We start from the raw sequence: 17,000 nt of genomic DNA on the forward strand, positions 1-17,000 counted from the left end.
GCGCTTCTTCCGGCACGGTCATGCGTGGTGTGCGGTGGCTGGTGCGCTGGTCCGTTCCGTGACTGTTCGTTTGGTTCGGTTGGCGATTGTGGTGACGAATGCTTCGAGGGGGCCGCGTCCGGTGGTGTATTTGACGAAGATGCCGATTGTGGTGGCGGCGAGTACTTGGAGGAGGTATCCGGTCCAGGCACTGTAGGTGTCGTAGTTCGAGTTGATGAACCAGATGTGCAGCACGTACAGCGTCAAGGTCATCGAGCCGGCCGCTGCCAAGGGCGTCATGACGAGGGTGGTCAGCTTTCCCAGTCGTGTGCCGGTGAGATGGCTGAGAAACAGCATTGCTCCGATGGCTGCCGTGGAGGAGCCGATGGTGCCGAGTAGGTCGAGCGGTGTGCTGCTGTGGGGGCCGTCGACGGCGAGCCACCACCATGTCGATCCGTGGACGGAGCCGTCGGCTCCGTAGGAGATGAGGTCGAGTACCTCTTGCCGTGGTAGGTCGCTGCCTGTGATGAGGTGGTCGAGTCCGCCGAGCCGAAAGATGAGGATTTCGGAGAGGATTCGTGAGGCGACTGCGAGCGCGGTGCCGAACATCAGGAGGGCGCCGGCCACGGTGGCAGATGTGAGTGTGAGTCGGCCGATGACGATTCCGGCGCAGATGTATGCCGTCCAGGGCAGGGCGGGGAATTCGCCGTTGAGGAGTAGTTCGGTTGCCCAGCGGGCGGGATGGTCGATGATGCCGGGCAGGGTGGGGTTGTCCAAACTTGGTGCGGGCAGTGTTGTTCCGAGCTTTTCGATGATGCCGGGCACGGCGACGGTGATCATTAGTGCGAGGGCGGCGAGGATGCGGGTGGGGAGGTAGACCAGGGGGATCGCGATGAGGAAGAGGATCGCGTAGTACGGCAGGATGACCACGGCGTATTCGGCGTCGGTGTAGCCCAGGAGTAAGCCGATGGCGCCGACTGCGGCTGCTCGTGCGGCCAGTGACGCCGCGGTAGCTCCCCGGACGCCGCGTTCGACTCGGGCTCGGCCGGTGGTGAACGCGATGCCGACTCCGGCCAGGACGGCGAACAACGCTGACGATCGACCTGCCGCGATGCTGTAGGACAGGGTCGGTGATCCGTCGTCGCTGACTGCGACGAGGGAGTGGACGGCCATCATGCCGAGCAATGCGATGCCGCGGGCGGCATCGATGCCGAGAAGGCGCTGTTTCGTTGCGGCGGGAAGGGCTTCGGTTGGTGCGAGCGGGCCGGCGGTCATCGGGTCATCACCGTGTTGATCAGGCGGTGACCCAGGTCGGTTGCCAGGTGTTCGGGTGCGTTCAATCCGTTGTCGTGGTACCAGGTTTCGTCTGCTTCGGGATGGGGTCCCACAACGCCGACGCGTCCGTGGCCGTAGTCGATTTTCAGTGCGGCGATGCTTCCGTTGCGGTACCGGGCGAGAATCTCGGCGTCACTGTCGTAGTACTGGCGGTAGTGCTCGTCGAGTGAGAAGTACGGTCCGTCCTGGAAGTACATCTCCTCGATATGCCCCCGCCACTCAATTTCGAGGACAGCGCCTTTCGTGTTGTGTAGCTCGGCACTGCGCAGGGCTACGTACTGGTCGGCGTCACCGGGGAGTAGTTCGAATCCGGGGCTGCGTCCGGCGAGGTAACCGCCGAGGCAGAATCCCAGGTATCGGCCGCCGCTGCGGACGAAGTGCTGGATTGCGGGTACGTGTCGGCGTAGGTGTGTGAATGCGTCGTCGAGGTCGCCGCCGCCGGGTTGGGCGTAGAGCGCGGCCGAGTGAAGGGTCGACTCGTCGATCTGCAGGTGCTCGTCGGGGCCGACGAAGTGTATGTCGAAGTTCCAGGGGCTCGAGGAGAGCAGGTTCGCGACGGCTTCGGGGCATCCGGGCAGCGATGCCGGTCCGCGGTAGACGAGTGCTCGCGGGTGGGGGCAGGTGCTGTAGGTGGTGCGTCGGCGGGTGGTGTTGCGGGCCAGCGATACCCATTTCATGCGGGTACTCCTTCGGTGGCGTGGAGGTCGGCGGGACTGTCGAAGCGGTTCGATGTCTGAGCGGGCAGCGTCGGGTGTGCGGGGGTGTCTGCGATGCGGATCGCTTCGGCGGGAATTCCGCGCCAACTCGTGTGCGGGGGAAGTTCTTCGCCCTTCATCACCAGTGACAAGGGGCGCAGGGAGGCGTGTTCGCCGACGATCGTGTCGTAGAGGACGATCGCGCGTGTCCCGATACTGGCCCCGTCTCTGATGGTGATGGTGGACATTTTCATCACGCGGTCCTCGAACAGGTGTGTCTGCAAGGATGCTTCGGTCCCGATGGTGGCGTCGTCGCCGACATGGACGAGGTCGAATTCGGTGAGGTATGTCGTTCCGAACCACACGCGTTTGCCGATGCTCGCACCGAACCATCGCAGGATCATCGGCAGGAACGGGGTGCCGACGAGCATTCCGACACCGATCGGGACGGCTGCGCTCTCGTAGAGTCCGGTGGCGAATTCGGAGCGGCGGACATATTTACTCCACAGTGGCTCGACGCGAGGTGTGTAGCGTCCGACGGTGTTGCGTTTGACGGCGGCGCAGAACCCGATCACCGCCAAGCTCGATGCCATCGCCACCAGCGGCGCGACCAGGGCCGGTACGGTGAGTTCGCGCCCGAATGCCAGCGAGGACAGAACCAGCAAATACAGGTAGAAACTCACTCCGAGAACGGTGGGTGGCAGTGTGGCGCGGAAGAATTCGATCACGTACCGATCGCGGATCACCTCCGGTGGAGGGGTGTAGGTGAGTTCGTCGTCGTAGTCGCCGCTGTCTTGACGGTTCGGCAGATAGATCGCCGGGGATCCGAGCCACGAGGTGCCGTCGGGGACACCGGTGACCGGCGGTACCGAGGCGACACCGATGAGCGCGTTGTCTCCGACATCTGTGCCGGCGGGAATGACGGCAGCGTTTCCGACGAAGGTGCGTTCACCTATACGTGTGGGTTGGAACATGATCCGGCCGTTGGCGAAGCTGGCGCTACCGACGCTGGCCATGTCGGCGACGAAGCTGCCGGGGCCGAGGGTGAGCATGTCCGGATCGATGTGCGCGACGGTGGACACTTCCGCCCCGCGGCCGATATCGGCCCCGAGGAGCCGCAACCACGGCGCGGTGTAGAGCGTGGCGTACAGCGAGTTCGTGAACAACAAACTGAACTCGAGCAACTTGTCGACCATCCACTTGCGGATCCCGAGACCGGAACGGGCGAGATGCATTCCGGCGGGCGCCGTGCGCAGCACGAGGTGTTTGTTGACGGCGACGAACACACAGACCGAGATCACGAAGATCGGCCCGCTCAGCAACGTCGCCACCAGCCCTGCCAGCACACCCCAGGTGAGCAGTGCACCCCACACCAGTGCGATACCCGGAACCATCAGGGCGATGGCACCTACTTCGAGCGCTGCCAGGCCGGCGATCGCCGCGGCGATGTGACGCATTTTCCAACGGGCGCGGACGCTGTCGGCGCGCATCATCGTCTCCACTGCAGGGTCCGCGTATTCGGCGGGCGCCGCGGGTGATCCCGCCCACCGCGCTTCTTGGGGCACGATGTGTCCGGACGGAAGCAGAGACTGATCACCGAGCACCGCGCGAGCCCCGACGATCGAGCCGGGTTCGAGGACGACGTTCGCACCGACGCAGGCACCGGGTTCGATGACGATCGTGTCGACCACGACCACCCCGGACTCCACGCGCCAGGGCCTGATCGTGGCGCCGTATCCGATGGAGGCGCCGGCACCGATCTCGACCAGGGTCGGCAACGAGATCGAGGACGTCGCGATGGTGGTGCGGTGACCGACCCGCGCACCGAGGATCCGGAGGTAGATCGACATCAGCGGTGATCCACTGACCACGGGCAACGCGCCCACCGCGAGCAGAAGGTCGAGCGTCCACAGCCGCAAATAGGTCGGTCCCCACAGCGTGTAGCGGCCGGGTGTGATTCCGGCGGCCAACGGACGTGCGGCGAGCACCGGAAGAAACCAGCGGACACCGAGGTACGTGAGCATGATGGCGGCCAACATCTCGAACAGCACCGGCACGGACACGAAACCGTCGTTCTTGGTATAGACGTACGAGACCGGAAGCGTGGTGATCAGCAGGAACAGATAGATCACCGCCAACTGGATACCGCCGGCGCGCGCGACGTCCGTATCCTCATGGGTGCGAGCGATATTCGCGGCGACCGTGGACCGAGAACCGGGCGTGGCCAATGCGGCGGCGGCCGAGCGAACGGTGGGATGGGAATACAGGTCGCGGATCGAGACGCTTGCGCCGATCCCACTCTCACGCAGAGCGGAGACGACTGTGGCGGCCAGCAACGAATGCCCACCGAGATCGTCGAAGAAATTCGCCTCGACCGACAACTCGTCCGCCGGGACCCCGAACGCGCGCGCCCAGATCTCGCGGATCTGCGCCTCGTGCTCGGTGCGCGGGGCGACGATCGGCCCTGTCGGCGCCGAGAAGCGTCGGCGGCTCGGATCCGGAAGCTTGGACCGATCGACTTTCCCGCTCGGCATCACCGGCAACGAGGAGATGACGTCGACGAAGGTGGGCACCATGTACGCCGGCAGTCGCTGCGAAAGTGCCTTCGCGAGTTCTCCGACCAGGTGTTCGCTCTCCGTCTGATCGGCGAGGACGATGTAGGCGCACAGCTCCGACGGTGTCGCATCGCCCGGTGTCGCCGCTGTGAGCGCTACGACAGCTTCGGCGACCGACGGATGTTCGAGGAGAACGCTCTCGATTTCACCGAGGTCGACACGGTGACCACGGATCTTGACCTCGGCGTCCGCGCGCCCCAGGTATTCGATGTCCCCGTCGGCGGTCCAGCGACCGAGATCACCTGTGCGGTACAGCTTTTGTCCCGCGGGTACGGAGAAGTGATCGATGAACCGATCTGCAGTCAGGTCGGGGCGCCCGACGTAGCCGCGGGCGACTCCGCGGCCGCCGATGCAGATCTCGCCGACCTCCCCGCGCGGTACCAACCCACCGAGCTCATCGAGGATGACCACGGAATATGTCGGCAGGGGCCGCCCGATCGTCACCGCTCGGCCGGGCCGAAGCTCACCCCACGTCGCGGTGACCGTGGCTTCGGTCGGTCCGTACGTGTTCAGGATCCTGCGCCCCGGCCGGGCCCAGCGTTCGACCAACTCACGCGGGCACGCTTCACCCCCGACCAGAAGATTGCGGATCGTGGGCAGATCGCGGGGGATCGTGGCGAGCAGAGTCGGCACGCAGTACAGCGTGGTCACGGCATTCTCGTCGAGGAAATCCGCCAGCTCGCCTCCGAGGCGGCGACTGTCCGTCGGCCCGGCGACGATCGTCGCCCCGCGAGCCCAGGTGGGCCAGATCTCCTCGATCGAGAAGTCGAAGGAAATCGTCATGCCCTGATAGACCCGATCGTCGGGTCGAACGTCGTACACGTCCGGGACCACGTCGAGGAAGTTGCAGATGCTCGACTGAGCAACCTCGACTCCTTTGGGGCGGCCACTCGAACCCGAGGTGTACAAGATGTAGCACGCGGGATCTGGATCCGATTGCGAATCCAGCACCGGCCGATGCCGGGCTTGGGTGTTCAACTCGTCTGTGGCTGCATCCAGCGAAAGGCACTCGACTGCGCAGTCTTCGGTCCTTGGTGTCAGCTCGGACGAGGTCAACACGAGCGTAACGGCGGCGTCCTCGACCACATAGGTCACCCGATCGGAGGGGGCGCCGGGGTCGATCGGCACGAATGTTGCTCCGGCCTTGAGGACACCCAACACGCTCACGTACGTCTCGACCGACCGATGCAGGAAAATCGCCACCCGTGAACCCACCCCGATACCGCGGCCGATCAACGCGTGTGCCAACTGATTCGACCGCTCCTCGAGTTGACGGTACGTGTACGCGACACCGCCACATTCGAGCGCAACAGCACCCGGAACCGCATCCGCACTGGCCTCGAAAACGTGATTCAACCGGCGCGGCCGCGACGACCGAAGACCGTGCCCGGTCCACGTGTCAGTCCACAAGGTGTGTTCCGGCATGAGATCCCTTTCGCGGGCTTCGCCCCGCCGCGCGGCGGCGTGCCGCTACCCCGACAACGCAGCGCCACTGCACGCTTGATAGTTCAACTAGCTGAGTGATTGCAGAGGGGAACGCTACGTCGTCACCGGCGAAAAAACTAGCTCTCGAATCAACCGAATCGGCCGAGTCCGACCATCCGATTCCTGGTGCCCCGGTGAAGCAGATTCGTCCCGATTGTCGGGAAATCGGCCCTGCCAGCAGAGTTACAGGTAATTCACAGGCAATGCGATCGGCAAACTATCGGAAAGTGACCAAACTTCCGGCAGCTCGCGGGATGTGACTTTAGTCCCATCACGGCAATTTGTGGCGCCGCTGACGACCGTGTGTCGGTCGATGCCCGTCGGCCTGGTGGAGAAATATGTCCCTTAACGTGCAGAGAATTCGCATCTTTTGTCCGAATTGGACCGGGGATGTAAAGGGTGTCGACTGAGTCCAAGGTCCCGGACGAAGTGCCATAGAAGACGGATGAACCTGCAGTGATCGAGGCTGTGGCAGCGCACCCAGTGCATTCAGTGGGTGCAAGCGCACAGCAACGGCAGGAAGCGGGCGCCCCGCCTCCCGTCGAGTGACCAGCCGGTCGACGGGCGCCCAACCATCACTGAACTCCGAAAGCTTCCTTTATGCAAGGCGATACCCGGGAGGTAGACATGCGTTCTACCGAGTTCTTCCCGGAGTTCAGCAACAGGGGCCGCTACACCCATCGCGATGAACGCACGGAATGAGGGTGTGATCCTCCGGTCTGAGACCAGGAGGTTTCGTCGGGATACCCACCGAACGGCGGCGAGGGCTGATGCGATGCAGCCGAAGACGAGTGCGGTATCGACTGCCGTGTCGATACTCTCACGCAGCCGCCTCCCGCGCGGGCGTGCGTCGAGCCGGAAGATGCGGTCACGAAGTGGGGGAAGCCTGAGACATGAGGGAAGGCTGAATTGTGGTTTCGAGTGTGGTGAGGCGTTCTTCGAGGGCGCCGGTGATCGCGAGAAGTCCGAGCAGAGCGGGTTCGGTGATGTCGGTGCCGTACTGCGCGTGCTCGAGCAGCGTGGTGCGCGGCAGTGAGCACATGGGAGCGTTGTCGCCCAGGGGCAGTTGGTCGAGTTTGGCGATCAGACGCTCGGCGGGGGAGGTCACAGCAGCTCCTGGGCGGGTGAATCAGACGAGCCGACGTCGACATGATCGTCTGGCCGGTAGTGCGAGGTGGCGCGCTGGAACCGAGGCGGAAAGCAGCGCACCACCGTCGGCGATGTTACCGGTGCAATGCTCTTAGGTCGTTGCGCGGGTTGGGATCCCGGCGCCGCGGCACGCGTGGGGTCCGCTGGGGCCGGTGTCTACCGCAATTGATTCGTCGTTGCGCCGGGGGTGAGAGGCCGCGCAGTGACCCACGATCGAGTCCTCTTATCGATGATCGGGTACCGGTGAATTCACCTGGTCAGCATCCTTGTGTATCGGCGAGCGGCAGAGTACTAGTGAGGGCAACACACGCCGGCGACGGTGCGGTACATGCGCCTTGCCACCTTCGGTAGTTATCACCCTTCCAGAAAGTAGCGAGGGGGCTGCGGGGAGCTCAGCGTCGTCGCCGCATTGGGCGGACGTTCCGTGCCGCCGGGCGCGGACGCGTGCCCGTGCGGTTTAGGGGAGGGTTCGGAACGACCCGGATCCGACGATGGCGTCGTCGGCTTCGAGGGTGTAGTTGTATTCCGTGTTCGGGGTGAGACTGGAAACGATGCTCAGCGTTCGTGGCCCGGTGCTGGTGGTGTAGTTGTACACGTAGAACGGGCCTTGGGTGGCGGTGACTCTGAAGGTTGTTCTCTTGGTTCCGGCGGGGATGGTGAGGGCCAGTTGTGCGCCGATCCTTGTCGGAGTGACCGTGTGATTCCAGACGTGCGGTGTCGGTGTCGTGGCGATAGGGGTGGCCGGCACCGTCGACGTTGCCGCCGGGGGTGTCGTTGTGGTGGACGCGGTTGTCACGGCTGCCGGGCTGGTCGTCGTGACCGGGGTAGGAGCAGCGGTGGTCGCGGTGGCGGTGGCGGTGGCGACGGGATTCTGAGGTATCGCTGAATGATCGTCGAGGTGGCGCGCTAGGACGGCGCCGAACCGTCCGGAGAGGTTGTGTCCGAGACCGGTCGGAGATTCGAGATCAACGGTGAAGCCTTGCGCGGCATACCATGCCGACCCCTTCTGGGCGTCCAGAAGAGCGTTGTACCCGTCGCTGACGGTGGTGCCGTTGTCGGCGCCGCCGGTGTACCAATGCAGGGGAAGATCGGCGATCAAGCTGCCGGCGAAAGGCTGGACCGGGACGCGGGGGGTGCCGCCGCCGCCGAAGACCACGGTGCCGCCGCCACCGAGTGTGCGCGAGTACTTCGGTAGGAAGAACTGGGTGATGAACTGGGCGCCGCCGCTGTAACCGACGAGCCATATGTCGTCCGTGTCGATGTCGTAGCCGGCTTTCAACTTCTCGAGTAGGTCGGCGACGAAGTCAGCGTTCGCGCTCCCGTTCTCCCACCACGTGATCTCGCCGGTGGAGTCCGGGGTGCGTACCGGGACGGTGATGTAACCGCGCGAGCGAGATTGCGCCACGATGCCCGACGAACCGCCGAGACTGTAGGACGAGGTGGGGTTCGCGAATTCGTAGGCCCCGTCGCCATGGAACTGCAGGACCACACCGGCGGCGTGATCCTGAGGAACGCCGGCGGCGTACACGTGATAGTTCGACGAGAGACCGTTCTCCGCTGTGAAGGTTTGAAAGGTCCGATCCGAATACGCCATTCCGGCGCCGTGGGTGCCCTCGGCAGAGGCCGTCGAAGGGCCCACGATCAGGGCGAGACCGCTCACTGTGGTCAGCACGGCCGTGGCCAGGACAGAAAGGACGGTCACGGCGGAGGCAGTCAGACCGGCTCGGGGCATCAGAGCTGCCTTTCTTCTCGACGAACGTGGGGTATTGCGCATCACTCCACCTTTGAGTGAGAACAATGCCATGCCCAGGGCCGATTGGTGGGTATTCTCCCTATCCTCCTGGGCGGTCAGGCAAGTGGGCGATCGGGATTTCGGGGCATATGGCGAACAGCTGAAACTCTGAGTGGCGCTGCGCGGAGTGTGGCTGCGGCGGTTTCTGGTGCGCGAGTGTGTTGGTGTGTGGTTCGGTGGCCATAGCAGCCTGCGGCGAGACATCACGGCAATCCAAGCGGTGAGGCGCGCGATCGTGGCCTTGCCGGCGTGCGATCTGTGAGCCGTCCGAGAGAAGGAGATAGCAGCAGAATGGTGCGGCAGTGTTCACTGTCTTGTGGCGCAGCCGTCGGCCCGAGTGATTTTCGGATTGCTCTCTATTGTATTGCGCTGCAGAGATTTCGAAGTATCTGCGTTGGGGTGATGTGACTTGGCTGGGTCTTCGCTGAATCTGTCTCATACCGAGCAGAGAAGTCCGCGATGCTTGCTGCTCCGACACCACGAGGTACGCCTTTGTGTGGCGTCTGCGGGATGCGCGCGATGCATCGTCGTGTTTTTCACAATTCTGCCAGCATCGGGAGGAGTGCGACGCCGGTGGAGGTGGTGATTCCGGCGGTGCCGGCGACGATGCCGAGTAAGGCTCGTAGTGATGCTGCTTCACTGTCGGCAACGGTGGACCGGGAGGTGGCGACGGCGCCGCAGATCGCCGCGGTGACACCCAGTACGAAGCTGAGTTCGATCAGCCAGAACGCCGAAATGGACAGTGCCCCTATGGTGATCGACGCGGTGGGTAGTCGTGAGGGTTGTTGCGTGTGAGCTTCGGTGCGATCGACGGAGGGGCACATGGGGCTTCCGGGATGGGGGTTGCGGGGGGATGGTGGCGGTCATGTTCCTCCTTAGTGGTCTAGGTGGCTGATGTCGTCACGAGGGCATAGTCCGGTATTTCACGTCTGAAGTTCGGTCGATTTGTCACTGTGACTCAGGTCGGGCGTCTACCCCTATGTGACACGTGCCTCAACCAAGTTAGCACTCTGCTGCTCCGAGTGCTAACTAATTGCGTGAAGTAAACGTAGATGGGCTGCTATTGGGTGAGATGCCCGATCGTCAGTCCGCCGGCCGTGTGCGGTCGTCACGGTTGCTGGGCGGGAAATGTGATCAGGAGGCTGAGCCGATGCGGTGCACGCGGGGGACGGATCGGGTTGATCTTCGTTATCGAGTCCGGCCCCGGCGCGAACGTACTCGTGAAAACGTGATGCCTGCCGGGGCCGGGAAGCGAGCGCGTTGCTGGCAGGATTGCTCGTGGTGGTCGAGAGGTTCGGCCAGGAAACGGGAAGGAAGGTCAGGTTATGGCGCGCGGCACCGTGAAGTGGTTCAACGGGGAAAAAGGGTTCGGGTTCATCTCTCACGACGATGGCAGTGGGGATGTCTTCGTGCACTATTCGGGTATTGCCGGGTCGGGGTACAAGTCTCTCGAAGAGGGGCAGTTCGTGGAGTTCGAGATCGGGGACGGTGCGAAGGGTCCTCAGGCTGTCGACGTTCGGGCCCTGTGAGGTAGGTGGCCGGGGCGGGGGAGTGTCCGGCTCCCGCCTGCCCGGGGCCGAGGTGCGTTGTGGTGACACTGGACCGGCGACCAAGCGCGGCAACTGGAGCGAGAACGCGAGGTATCCGCCACTGGTTTCCGCGTGCGATTCCCGCCGTCTTGCTGCCTGGCATTGCGGTTCGGGTGTGGAAGTACGGAATGCTCCTATCAGGACTGCGGTCCGCAGCTCTCTCTCTTGTGTATGGGGCGCAGGTGGTTCGGGCGTGTGTGTTTGCTCGTCGTGCATCTGCCTACGGAGTGGACGCGTGTATGTGTAATCGGTCGGCGGAGGATGAGATGAACCGCATCCTCGAAGACGGGGTGAGGTCAGCTCCGCTGGGTGGATGCCCTGCAAGGCCTGATCGTCGAGATCCTCGACGGCCTCGGCCTCGGCGCCGTCGCCGATCAGATCGGCGACGAGCTCGTCAACGTCGTTCCGCTGCTGTCGCAGGCGAATTCCGGGGTATACGAGCGTGTATCCCTGTATGCAGGTTGTCCTGTTCTGGGCGGGTAGCGTGATCGGTGGTGAGCGCATGCCCCGCGATCGTGTCGCCGAGTTCACGGCGACCGGGACGGTCGCAGATCTTCACACGGCGCTCGGCGCCGTCGTCGCCCGATTGCCGGTCTGGGTCGAGGTCACGGTTACCGACGGTGTCCCGGATCGGGCAGCGGTTGGATCGTCTTGCGCCGCGGCGTTCGCGACTGCGTGAGCCCGTCGCGTGATCCGGGCAGCGCCCCGGCGGGCGCAGGGTCGTAAGAGCGCTCAACCATTGGACGGTGCCCTCAACATGGCGGCACAAGTCCGAGCTTCCCCGACCTCACCAGATCGCTTCTGACCTGGTTGTGGACGCGAAGCCGTCTGCAAGTTGCCGCTGGATTCCTTGCTGATATCGAAGAGCTTGCTGTCCGCGCTGTTCGGCGTCCACAGAGTCGAAGGGGGGTGCGGCATAGCCAAGTGTGTATTCGATGGTCGCTTCTATTGGGTCTGTCCAGAAAACGGTGTAATTGATTGGTTTCTAACTACTTTCGTCCGGCAGACAGCCGTCCGTCGAACGTTATCTCGAAGGCATTCAGTGCTGCCTTCCATCGGTTGGACCAGCGCCTGCGGGCGGTGCCTTTGGGATCGAGGCTCATGATGGCCAGATACACGCATTTCAAGGCCGCGGCCTCGGTCGGAAAGTGTCCACGGGCCTTGACAGCCCTGCGGATTCGAGCGTTGACACTCTCGATGGCGTTGGTCGTGTAAATGACCTGCCGGATGGCGTTGTCGAATTGTAGGAACGGCACGAACTCAGCCCAGGCGTTAGTCCAGAGCCTGATGATCGCGGGATAGCGTTTCTCCCATTTGTCACTGAACTCTGCGAATCGGTCGAGCGCGGCCTGCTCCGACGGCGCCGTGTAGACGGGTTTGAGGTCCTTGGCGATCTCGGACCAGCCCTTGCGGGAGGCATAGGCGTAGGTGTTACGGAGAAGATGGACCACACAAGTCTGCACGATGGTCTGTGGCCACACTTGCTCGATCGAGTCGGGTAGATGCTTGAGACGATCGCACACGACGATCAGAACATCCTGCACACCACGGTTTTTCAGCTCGGACAACACCCGAAGCCAGTACTTCGCTCCCTCCCCGTCGCCGTGCTCACCGACCCACAATCCGAGGATGTCGCGGGTGCCGTCGACAGTCACCCCCATCGCGACGTAGATCGGCCGGTTGGCGACGTTGCCCTCGCGGATCTTGACGTGGATGCAGTCGATGAACAACACCGGGTACACAGGATCCAACGGCCGGTTCTGCCACTCGGCCATGCCTTCCATCACCCGCTCGGTGATCGTCGAGATCGTCTGCTTGGACACATCAGCTCCGTACACCTCGGCCAGGTGTGCAGCGATCTCACCGGTCGTCAAACCCCTTGGCCGACAATGAGATCACCATGTCCTCCACGCCTGAGAGCCGACGCTGCCGCTTGGCCACGATCTTCGGCTCGAAGGAGGAATCCCGGTCACGGGGCACCTCGAGTTCGACCGGGCCGGCCTCGGTCAACACGTTCTTGGTGCGTCTGCCGTTGCGGGAGTTGCCGCTGCCCCTGCCTGCCGGGTCGCTCTTGCCGTATCCGAGGTGGTCGTCCATCTCGCCTTCGAGCGCGGACTCCACGACTAGCTTGGTCAGCTTCGACAGCAATCCACCATCTCCGGTCAACTGCAGCCCTTCGGCTCGCGCCTGCTCGACCAGCTCTTTGAGCCGCGCATCGCTGATACCCGGCTGAGCCGAGTTCGTCTCTGTCTCACGTTCAATCACGTCAGTCATAGTGGCGTATCTCCTTTCAGAGTTACACCGTTGTTCTTACAGTCCCGTCCGAGATCGGCAGCAGCACACCAGAATAAAATAGGGGGCGTGTCGTCTCTGTTGTCGGACGATGATTCGGACTGCAAAAGGGAAGTGACACTGGAGGAGACCGCGAGCCACTCTCCGGCACAACGCCCAGTCGCAGGCTTTCTACAACCGCAAACGAGCCGAGGGAAAACGTCACACACAGGCAATTCTCGCGTTGGCACGACGGAGACTGAACGTGTTGTGGGCGATGCTCCGCGACAACGCGACGTATCAACCTGGACCGACTACCGCTGCGGCTGCGTGAGCGCCCTAGTAAGTATCGCGCAGCGCGGTAGATGTTTGTGCGCGGGCGAGTGTGGCTCGTAGCGCTGAGAATCTACGGTGTGGAGACATCGACTGGGCCCGCTATGGTTTCTGGTGATGGACCGGCCGTCGATGCTGCCTGCACCCGAGGCCACCGCCGGCTGAAGGAGACAATACTGTGCTGCATCTGCGTGTCATCTCGCCGAGTGAGCGGACCGGAGATGTGTTGAACATGTTGGCCGCTGAACCTGGGGCTACTCATGTGACTCTTGCGCTCAGAGCCGCTGTCGATCCGCCGGGAGATGTGATCGAGGCCGATGTAGCCCGCGCATGCGCGAACGATGTGCTTGCCGCGTTGACTGCTCTGGACCTGGTGAGGGCTGGCGGTATTTCGTTCGAGCCGGCGGGAACCATGCTGTCCTTCTCCGCAGAACGGGCGGACACTGCGGCCCCGAGAAGACCCGACGAGACAGTGGTGTGGGAGCAGTTGCTCGGTCAGGTGCGCGAAGGTGCCCGACTGACTCCGGCGTTCCTGGCATTCCTGGTGATCGCGTTTTTGCTGTCAGCGGTCGGTGTTGCCACGGCGTCGCCACTGACCTTGGTCGGTGCGATGGTGGTGGGGCCGGAGTTCCGGCCGCTGGCAGCGCTTTCAGTGGGTTTGGTACGTCGAGATAGAGGGCTCGTGCGGAATTCGATTCGTACCCTCGCGATCTCGTTTCCGGCCGCGATGGCCCTCACCGGCCTGGCTACCTTGCTGTGGATTCGTCTGGGCTGGGTCGGAATCGGCGATGTCGAGAACGCCCGCGCATTCGACTTCATCTACGAGGTGGGGCCGTTCTCCCTGGTGGTGGCACTGCTGGCGGGAGCGGCTGGCATGCTGGCAACGGTCACCTCTACCTCTACGGTCCTGGTGGGGGTGTTCATCTCGGTAACGACGGTGCCAGCTGCGGGATTGGCGGTCGTTGCGGTCTTCGCAGGTAAGTGGAATGTCGTGCTGAGCTCGCTGGCTCAACTAGGTGTCAATCTGATCGGCATCGTGCTCGCTGGAGTAGTTGTGCTGCTGCTGTTCTCGTTGCCCCGATCCGGTCGCCAATGGAAATCAGTCACACGCCGGGACGCCAGGCCGGGCACAGCGCCGTAGGCACTTAACTCCCAAAGACCACTGCCGGAACTGGACTTCCAAGGCTTCAGACTGATAGCCGTCTTTCGGATCGCTGGGAGTGTCTGGGCCAACAAACGTCGCGACAAACAGATCCGGCCCGTCACTGATCGGTCCAACGTGAGGAGTAATTGCAGATGATTGCGGGTGGCTGGATCTGGTTTCTGCCGTTGCCGTGGGAATGGCGGCTAGCGCTGTCGAAGGCAATCCCATGCGAACTCGGCGGTACGGGGTGCCGTTTGGCCTTCTGACCGGCACATGACGAAGCCGCCGGCACCCGGAGAGGTGTCCAGCGGCTTCACAAGGGTCGGTGCCCGCCTTGCGCCTCTCGGCAAGTGGCCGCTCGAAGCGGCAGTTCTTTCGGTGGTACCCGGGGCAAAGAACTTCAGCACCGACAGCCTCTACAACGAACGCCAGCCCCCGGTTATTCCGCCGGTCAGCGCTCTGTCCGAGATCGGCAGCAACACGCCAGAATAAGACAGGGGACGTGTCGTCACTACTGGTCAGAGGCAGATTCGTTACCCTTTCTCCGGTCGATTGGAGAGATGCGTCATCGCCGACTTTTCGTATCGGAGTGCAGGTGAACCACTTTGGGGGATGTGAGCTGCATACTGCGTGTGTGAGTGATCGCTTCGATGAAGAGTTGGCGATGTTGACCGATGTCCGCCGCTACCTCCGCTCGGTGGAGGTGACGGAGTTGTCGATCTCGACGTCGGTCATTGATCGAGTTCTCGACGAACGCAACGACTCCAGGGCTGGCAGGGCGGACGAGCCGCGGTGCTGATCGCGGCCGCCGAGCGTCGTGAACTGTTGGCATGCCTGGCTAGTTCGGTGCCTGCACGGCGCAAGCGTCCAGACGGGAACCGGGACGTATGCAACGGGAGGGGACGTGTCATCTTGCCTGTTCAAGCCACATTATCGACGAAGTACGGGAGCCTGCTCGATTCGTACCCGGCCGTTAGGCGAGAGGCCGACAGCTCTTGAGGTCGCTTGGTTATGATGTGTCAGCACTGCGGTCAGGGCCGCTCGGCGGGAAGCTGGTCACTATTCCGATCCCGACGGACCCTCGCGGGGCACCAGCCGGCCTGTTGACCGGGGCCGGCGCCCCAATCTTCTGGTTCACAGCTGCCGGGAATCTCGACACTCATTCCGGTTGCTGTTCTCCTCATCGCTACCCGCATCATGGTCGACATTTTTACGGTCTGACCTGCACAGACGGCACGTCCCAGCGAAGCCCTCACGCCGCTCCTTGCGACTCCTGCGAAAGCCGACCTGTAGACCGCTCTACACTACTCCTGTAGAGTGCTCTACAGGAGCTTTTGTCGGGTGCAGTCCGCTCACGCCGATCTCGCGGCGCTCCTGAACCCCGAGATGCACGTCTCCGAGTCCTACTGCTCGGGCACCGTTTGCGCCGCACTGGAGGTATGAAGATGGATCTTCGAGACTGGGCAGGCGACGCCTGGGCAGAGTTGGACGCAACGAAACAGGCACGTCTCGTGCGCGCGGCAGAGTCGATCGACGAACGCTACCCGGACCCGGACGACCAACCGGAGCGCGATGCGGCGCTCTCGACTGCCGTGCAATACGTGCTGCGGGAGACAACCGCCGCCGAGGTGCGCGAGCGACTCAATCGCGCCCGTGTTGAGGCAATGGAAGCACTGGCCGCAGCGCAGCAGTTCGCCGTGATGGCGATCGAGGACGGCGGCGCGGAAGCGACGACCGCCCGGGAAGTAGGAGTGGATCGGATGACGGTCCGCTCATGGCTCGGCAAAACACGCTGATGTCAGTCAGCGGTGGTTGGCTGGCGTGCACAGCCAGATGTTTGAGTCAGGGACGAGAAAACGCTCCCCTCGACACACCAGTACATTCGGCCGGATGCTGACTGACCGCGCTCTCCTGGCTGCCCGCATCCGCGAAGCGCACCACCTCGAACTTCCCTCGTTCACCACCGGCAGCGGCGTCGACACCTCGAGCACCGTGGTGGCCGAAGCGCTCGCGACCGAGAACGTCACCCTCACTGCCGTGATCACCTCACGGCGATTCGACGCCCCGCCTCGACGATGGGACCCGGCCGCTTCCGGGACCGCCGTCACGGTGACCGTGACAAGCAGCGACAGCGGGTCAGGCGCTCGCCGGCACGTGGGACTGACGGAGCCGGAAGCATGGGCACGAGCAATGTTCGCCGAGTTCGACGAAGACGACCGGCAGCGGATCTACCTTCTCTGTGGCAAAGACTCGGACGCCGGACGCCCCGAGCATGGTGTGGCCGTGTACCGCTTTTACCTCGGTCAGGGCGCGGTGCCGATCCGTGTGGGCCTCGTTATCTCATGCGAGTCGGTCAGGTGCTGCGCTAGGTCACGCAACTGAGAACTGAGAACTGAGAACTGAGAAAGGTGAACGTGCGATGGACTTTCCGCTGATCTGGTGGCTTCTACCCGCCGTCCTGATCCCGGGGGACATTCGGGTGTGGATCCGAGACAACGCCCCATGCTGGCGGCGCGGCTATTGCCGCTAGTCTGTAAAGGAGGCCGCACCGCGGTGTGCCCTCTGAAATTCGGTACAGGTGCGCTGATCGCAGGCGTGTACACCGCCAGCGTG

At 63.3% G+C, this 17,000-nt stretch carries 14 protein-coding genes and 2 pseudogenes; 9 read left to right on the plus strand and 7 right to left on the minus strand.

Features of this window, described 5'->3' with window-relative positions:
* Positions 1–18: 18 nt before the first annotated feature.
* From EHW12_RS34280 to EHW12_RS34305, 6 genes are all read right to left on the minus strand, one after another.
* Positions 19–1,254 (minus strand): heparan-alpha-glucosaminide N-acetyltransferase domain-containing protein, encoded by a 1,236-nt coding sequence (locus EHW12_RS34280; protein WP_125053576.1) that lies wholly within the window; start codon positions 1,252–1,254, stop codon positions 19–21.
* The gene (locus tag EHW12_RS34285; RefSeq protein ID WP_125053578.1) at positions 1,251–1,991 is read right to left on the minus strand and encodes a BPL-N domain-containing protein; all 741 of its coding nucleotides are present in this window, start codon (positions 1,989–1,991) and stop codon (positions 1,251–1,253) included. The genes EHW12_RS34280 and EHW12_RS34285 overlap by 4 nt, the downstream gene beginning before the upstream one ends.
* Entirely contained in the window at positions 1,988–6,049 is a 4,062-nt protein-coding gene (locus EHW12_RS34290; RefSeq protein WP_125053580.1) for a Pls/PosA family non-ribosomal peptide synthetase, read from the minus strand. Before EHW12_RS34290 ends, EHW12_RS34285 begins: the two co-directional genes overlap by 4 nt.
* A gap of 928 nt (positions 6,050–6,977) precedes the next feature.
* Entirely contained in the window at positions 6,978–7,217 is a 240-nt protein-coding gene (locus EHW12_RS34295) for a hypothetical protein (protein ID WP_125053582.1), read from the minus strand.
* Between the two features lie 498 nt (positions 7,218–7,715).
* A complete protein-coding gene (locus EHW12_RS34300; RefSeq protein WP_125053584.1) occupies positions 7,716–9,032 on the minus strand; it encodes a hypothetical protein in 1,317 nt (438 codons plus the stop codon).
* A gap of 554 nt (positions 9,033–9,586) precedes the next feature.
* On the minus strand, positions 9,587–9,874 hold the full coding sequence (locus EHW12_RS34305; protein ID WP_241199259.1) for a hypothetical protein: 288 nt from the start codon (positions 9,872–9,874) through the stop codon (positions 9,587–9,589).
* A gap of 501 nt (positions 9,875–10,375) precedes the next feature.
* On the opposite strand from EHW12_RS34305, the gene EHW12_RS34310 reads away from it, so the two are divergent.
* From EHW12_RS34310 to EHW12_RS34320, 3 genes are all read left to right on the plus strand, one after another.
* Complete coding sequence (locus EHW12_RS34310) at positions 10,376–10,579, plus strand: cold-shock protein (protein ID WP_125053586.1); 204 nt, start codon at positions 10,376–10,378, stop codon at positions 10,577–10,579.
* Positions 10,580–10,948: 369 nt separating this feature from the next.
* Positions 10,949–11,122: a hypothetical protein gene (locus EHW12_RS34315; protein WP_164490689.1), complete on the plus strand. Its 174-nt coding sequence runs from the start codon at positions 10,949–10,951 to the stop codon at positions 11,120–11,122.
* A gap of 19 nt (positions 11,123–11,141) precedes the next feature.
* Positions 11,142–11,318: a hypothetical protein gene (locus tag EHW12_RS34320; protein WP_164490660.1), complete on the plus strand. Its 177-nt coding sequence runs from the start codon at positions 11,142–11,144 to the stop codon at positions 11,316–11,318.
* A gap of 310 nt (positions 11,319–11,628) precedes the next feature.
* Here EHW12_RS34320 and EHW12_RS34325 read toward each other — a convergent pair.
* Positions 11,629–12,913, minus strand: a pseudogene (locus tag EHW12_RS34325) (IS256 family transposase).
* A 154-nt stretch (positions 12,914–13,067) separates the two neighbouring features.
* Here EHW12_RS34325 and EHW12_RS34330 point away from each other — a divergent pair.
* From EHW12_RS34330 to EHW12_RS34350, 6 genes and pseudogenes are all read left to right on the plus strand, one after another.
* Positions 13,068–13,244, plus strand: a pseudogene (locus EHW12_RS34330) (IS110 family transposase); the annotation flags it as partial.
* 177 nt (positions 13,245–13,421) lie between these two features.
* Positions 13,422–14,384: a DUF389 domain-containing protein gene (locus tag EHW12_RS34335; RefSeq protein WP_125053592.1), complete on the plus strand. Its 963-nt coding sequence runs from the start codon at positions 13,422–13,424 to the stop codon at positions 14,382–14,384.
* A 276-nt stretch (positions 14,385–14,660) separates the two neighbouring features.
* Entirely contained in the window at positions 14,661–14,879 is a 219-nt protein-coding gene (locus tag EHW12_RS34340) for a hypothetical protein (protein ID WP_125053594.1), read from the plus strand.
* A gap of 142 nt (positions 14,880–15,021) precedes the next feature.
* Positions 15,022–15,186, plus strand: coding sequence for a hypothetical protein (locus EHW12_RS34945; RefSeq protein WP_164490661.1), 165 nt, complete (start codon positions 15,022–15,024; stop codon positions 15,184–15,186).
* 646 nt (positions 15,187–15,832) lie between these two features.
* Complete coding sequence (locus EHW12_RS34345) at positions 15,833–16,183, plus strand: hypothetical protein (RefSeq protein WP_125053595.1); 351 nt, start codon at positions 15,833–15,835, stop codon at positions 16,181–16,183.
* Positions 16,184–16,277: 94 nt separating this feature from the next.
* Positions 16,278–16,769: a hypothetical protein gene (locus tag EHW12_RS34350; RefSeq protein ID WP_064445065.1), complete on the plus strand. Its 492-nt coding sequence runs from the start codon at positions 16,278–16,280 to the stop codon at positions 16,767–16,769.
* The last annotated feature ends 231 nt before the right edge of the window (positions 16,770–17,000 follow it).

It is taken from the genome of Rhodococcus sp. NJ-530 (assembly GCF_003860625.1).
In the GTDB taxonomy this organism is placed as follows: Bacteria; Actinomycetota; Actinomycetes; order Mycobacteriales; family Mycobacteriaceae; genus Rhodococcus_F; species Rhodococcus_F qingshengii.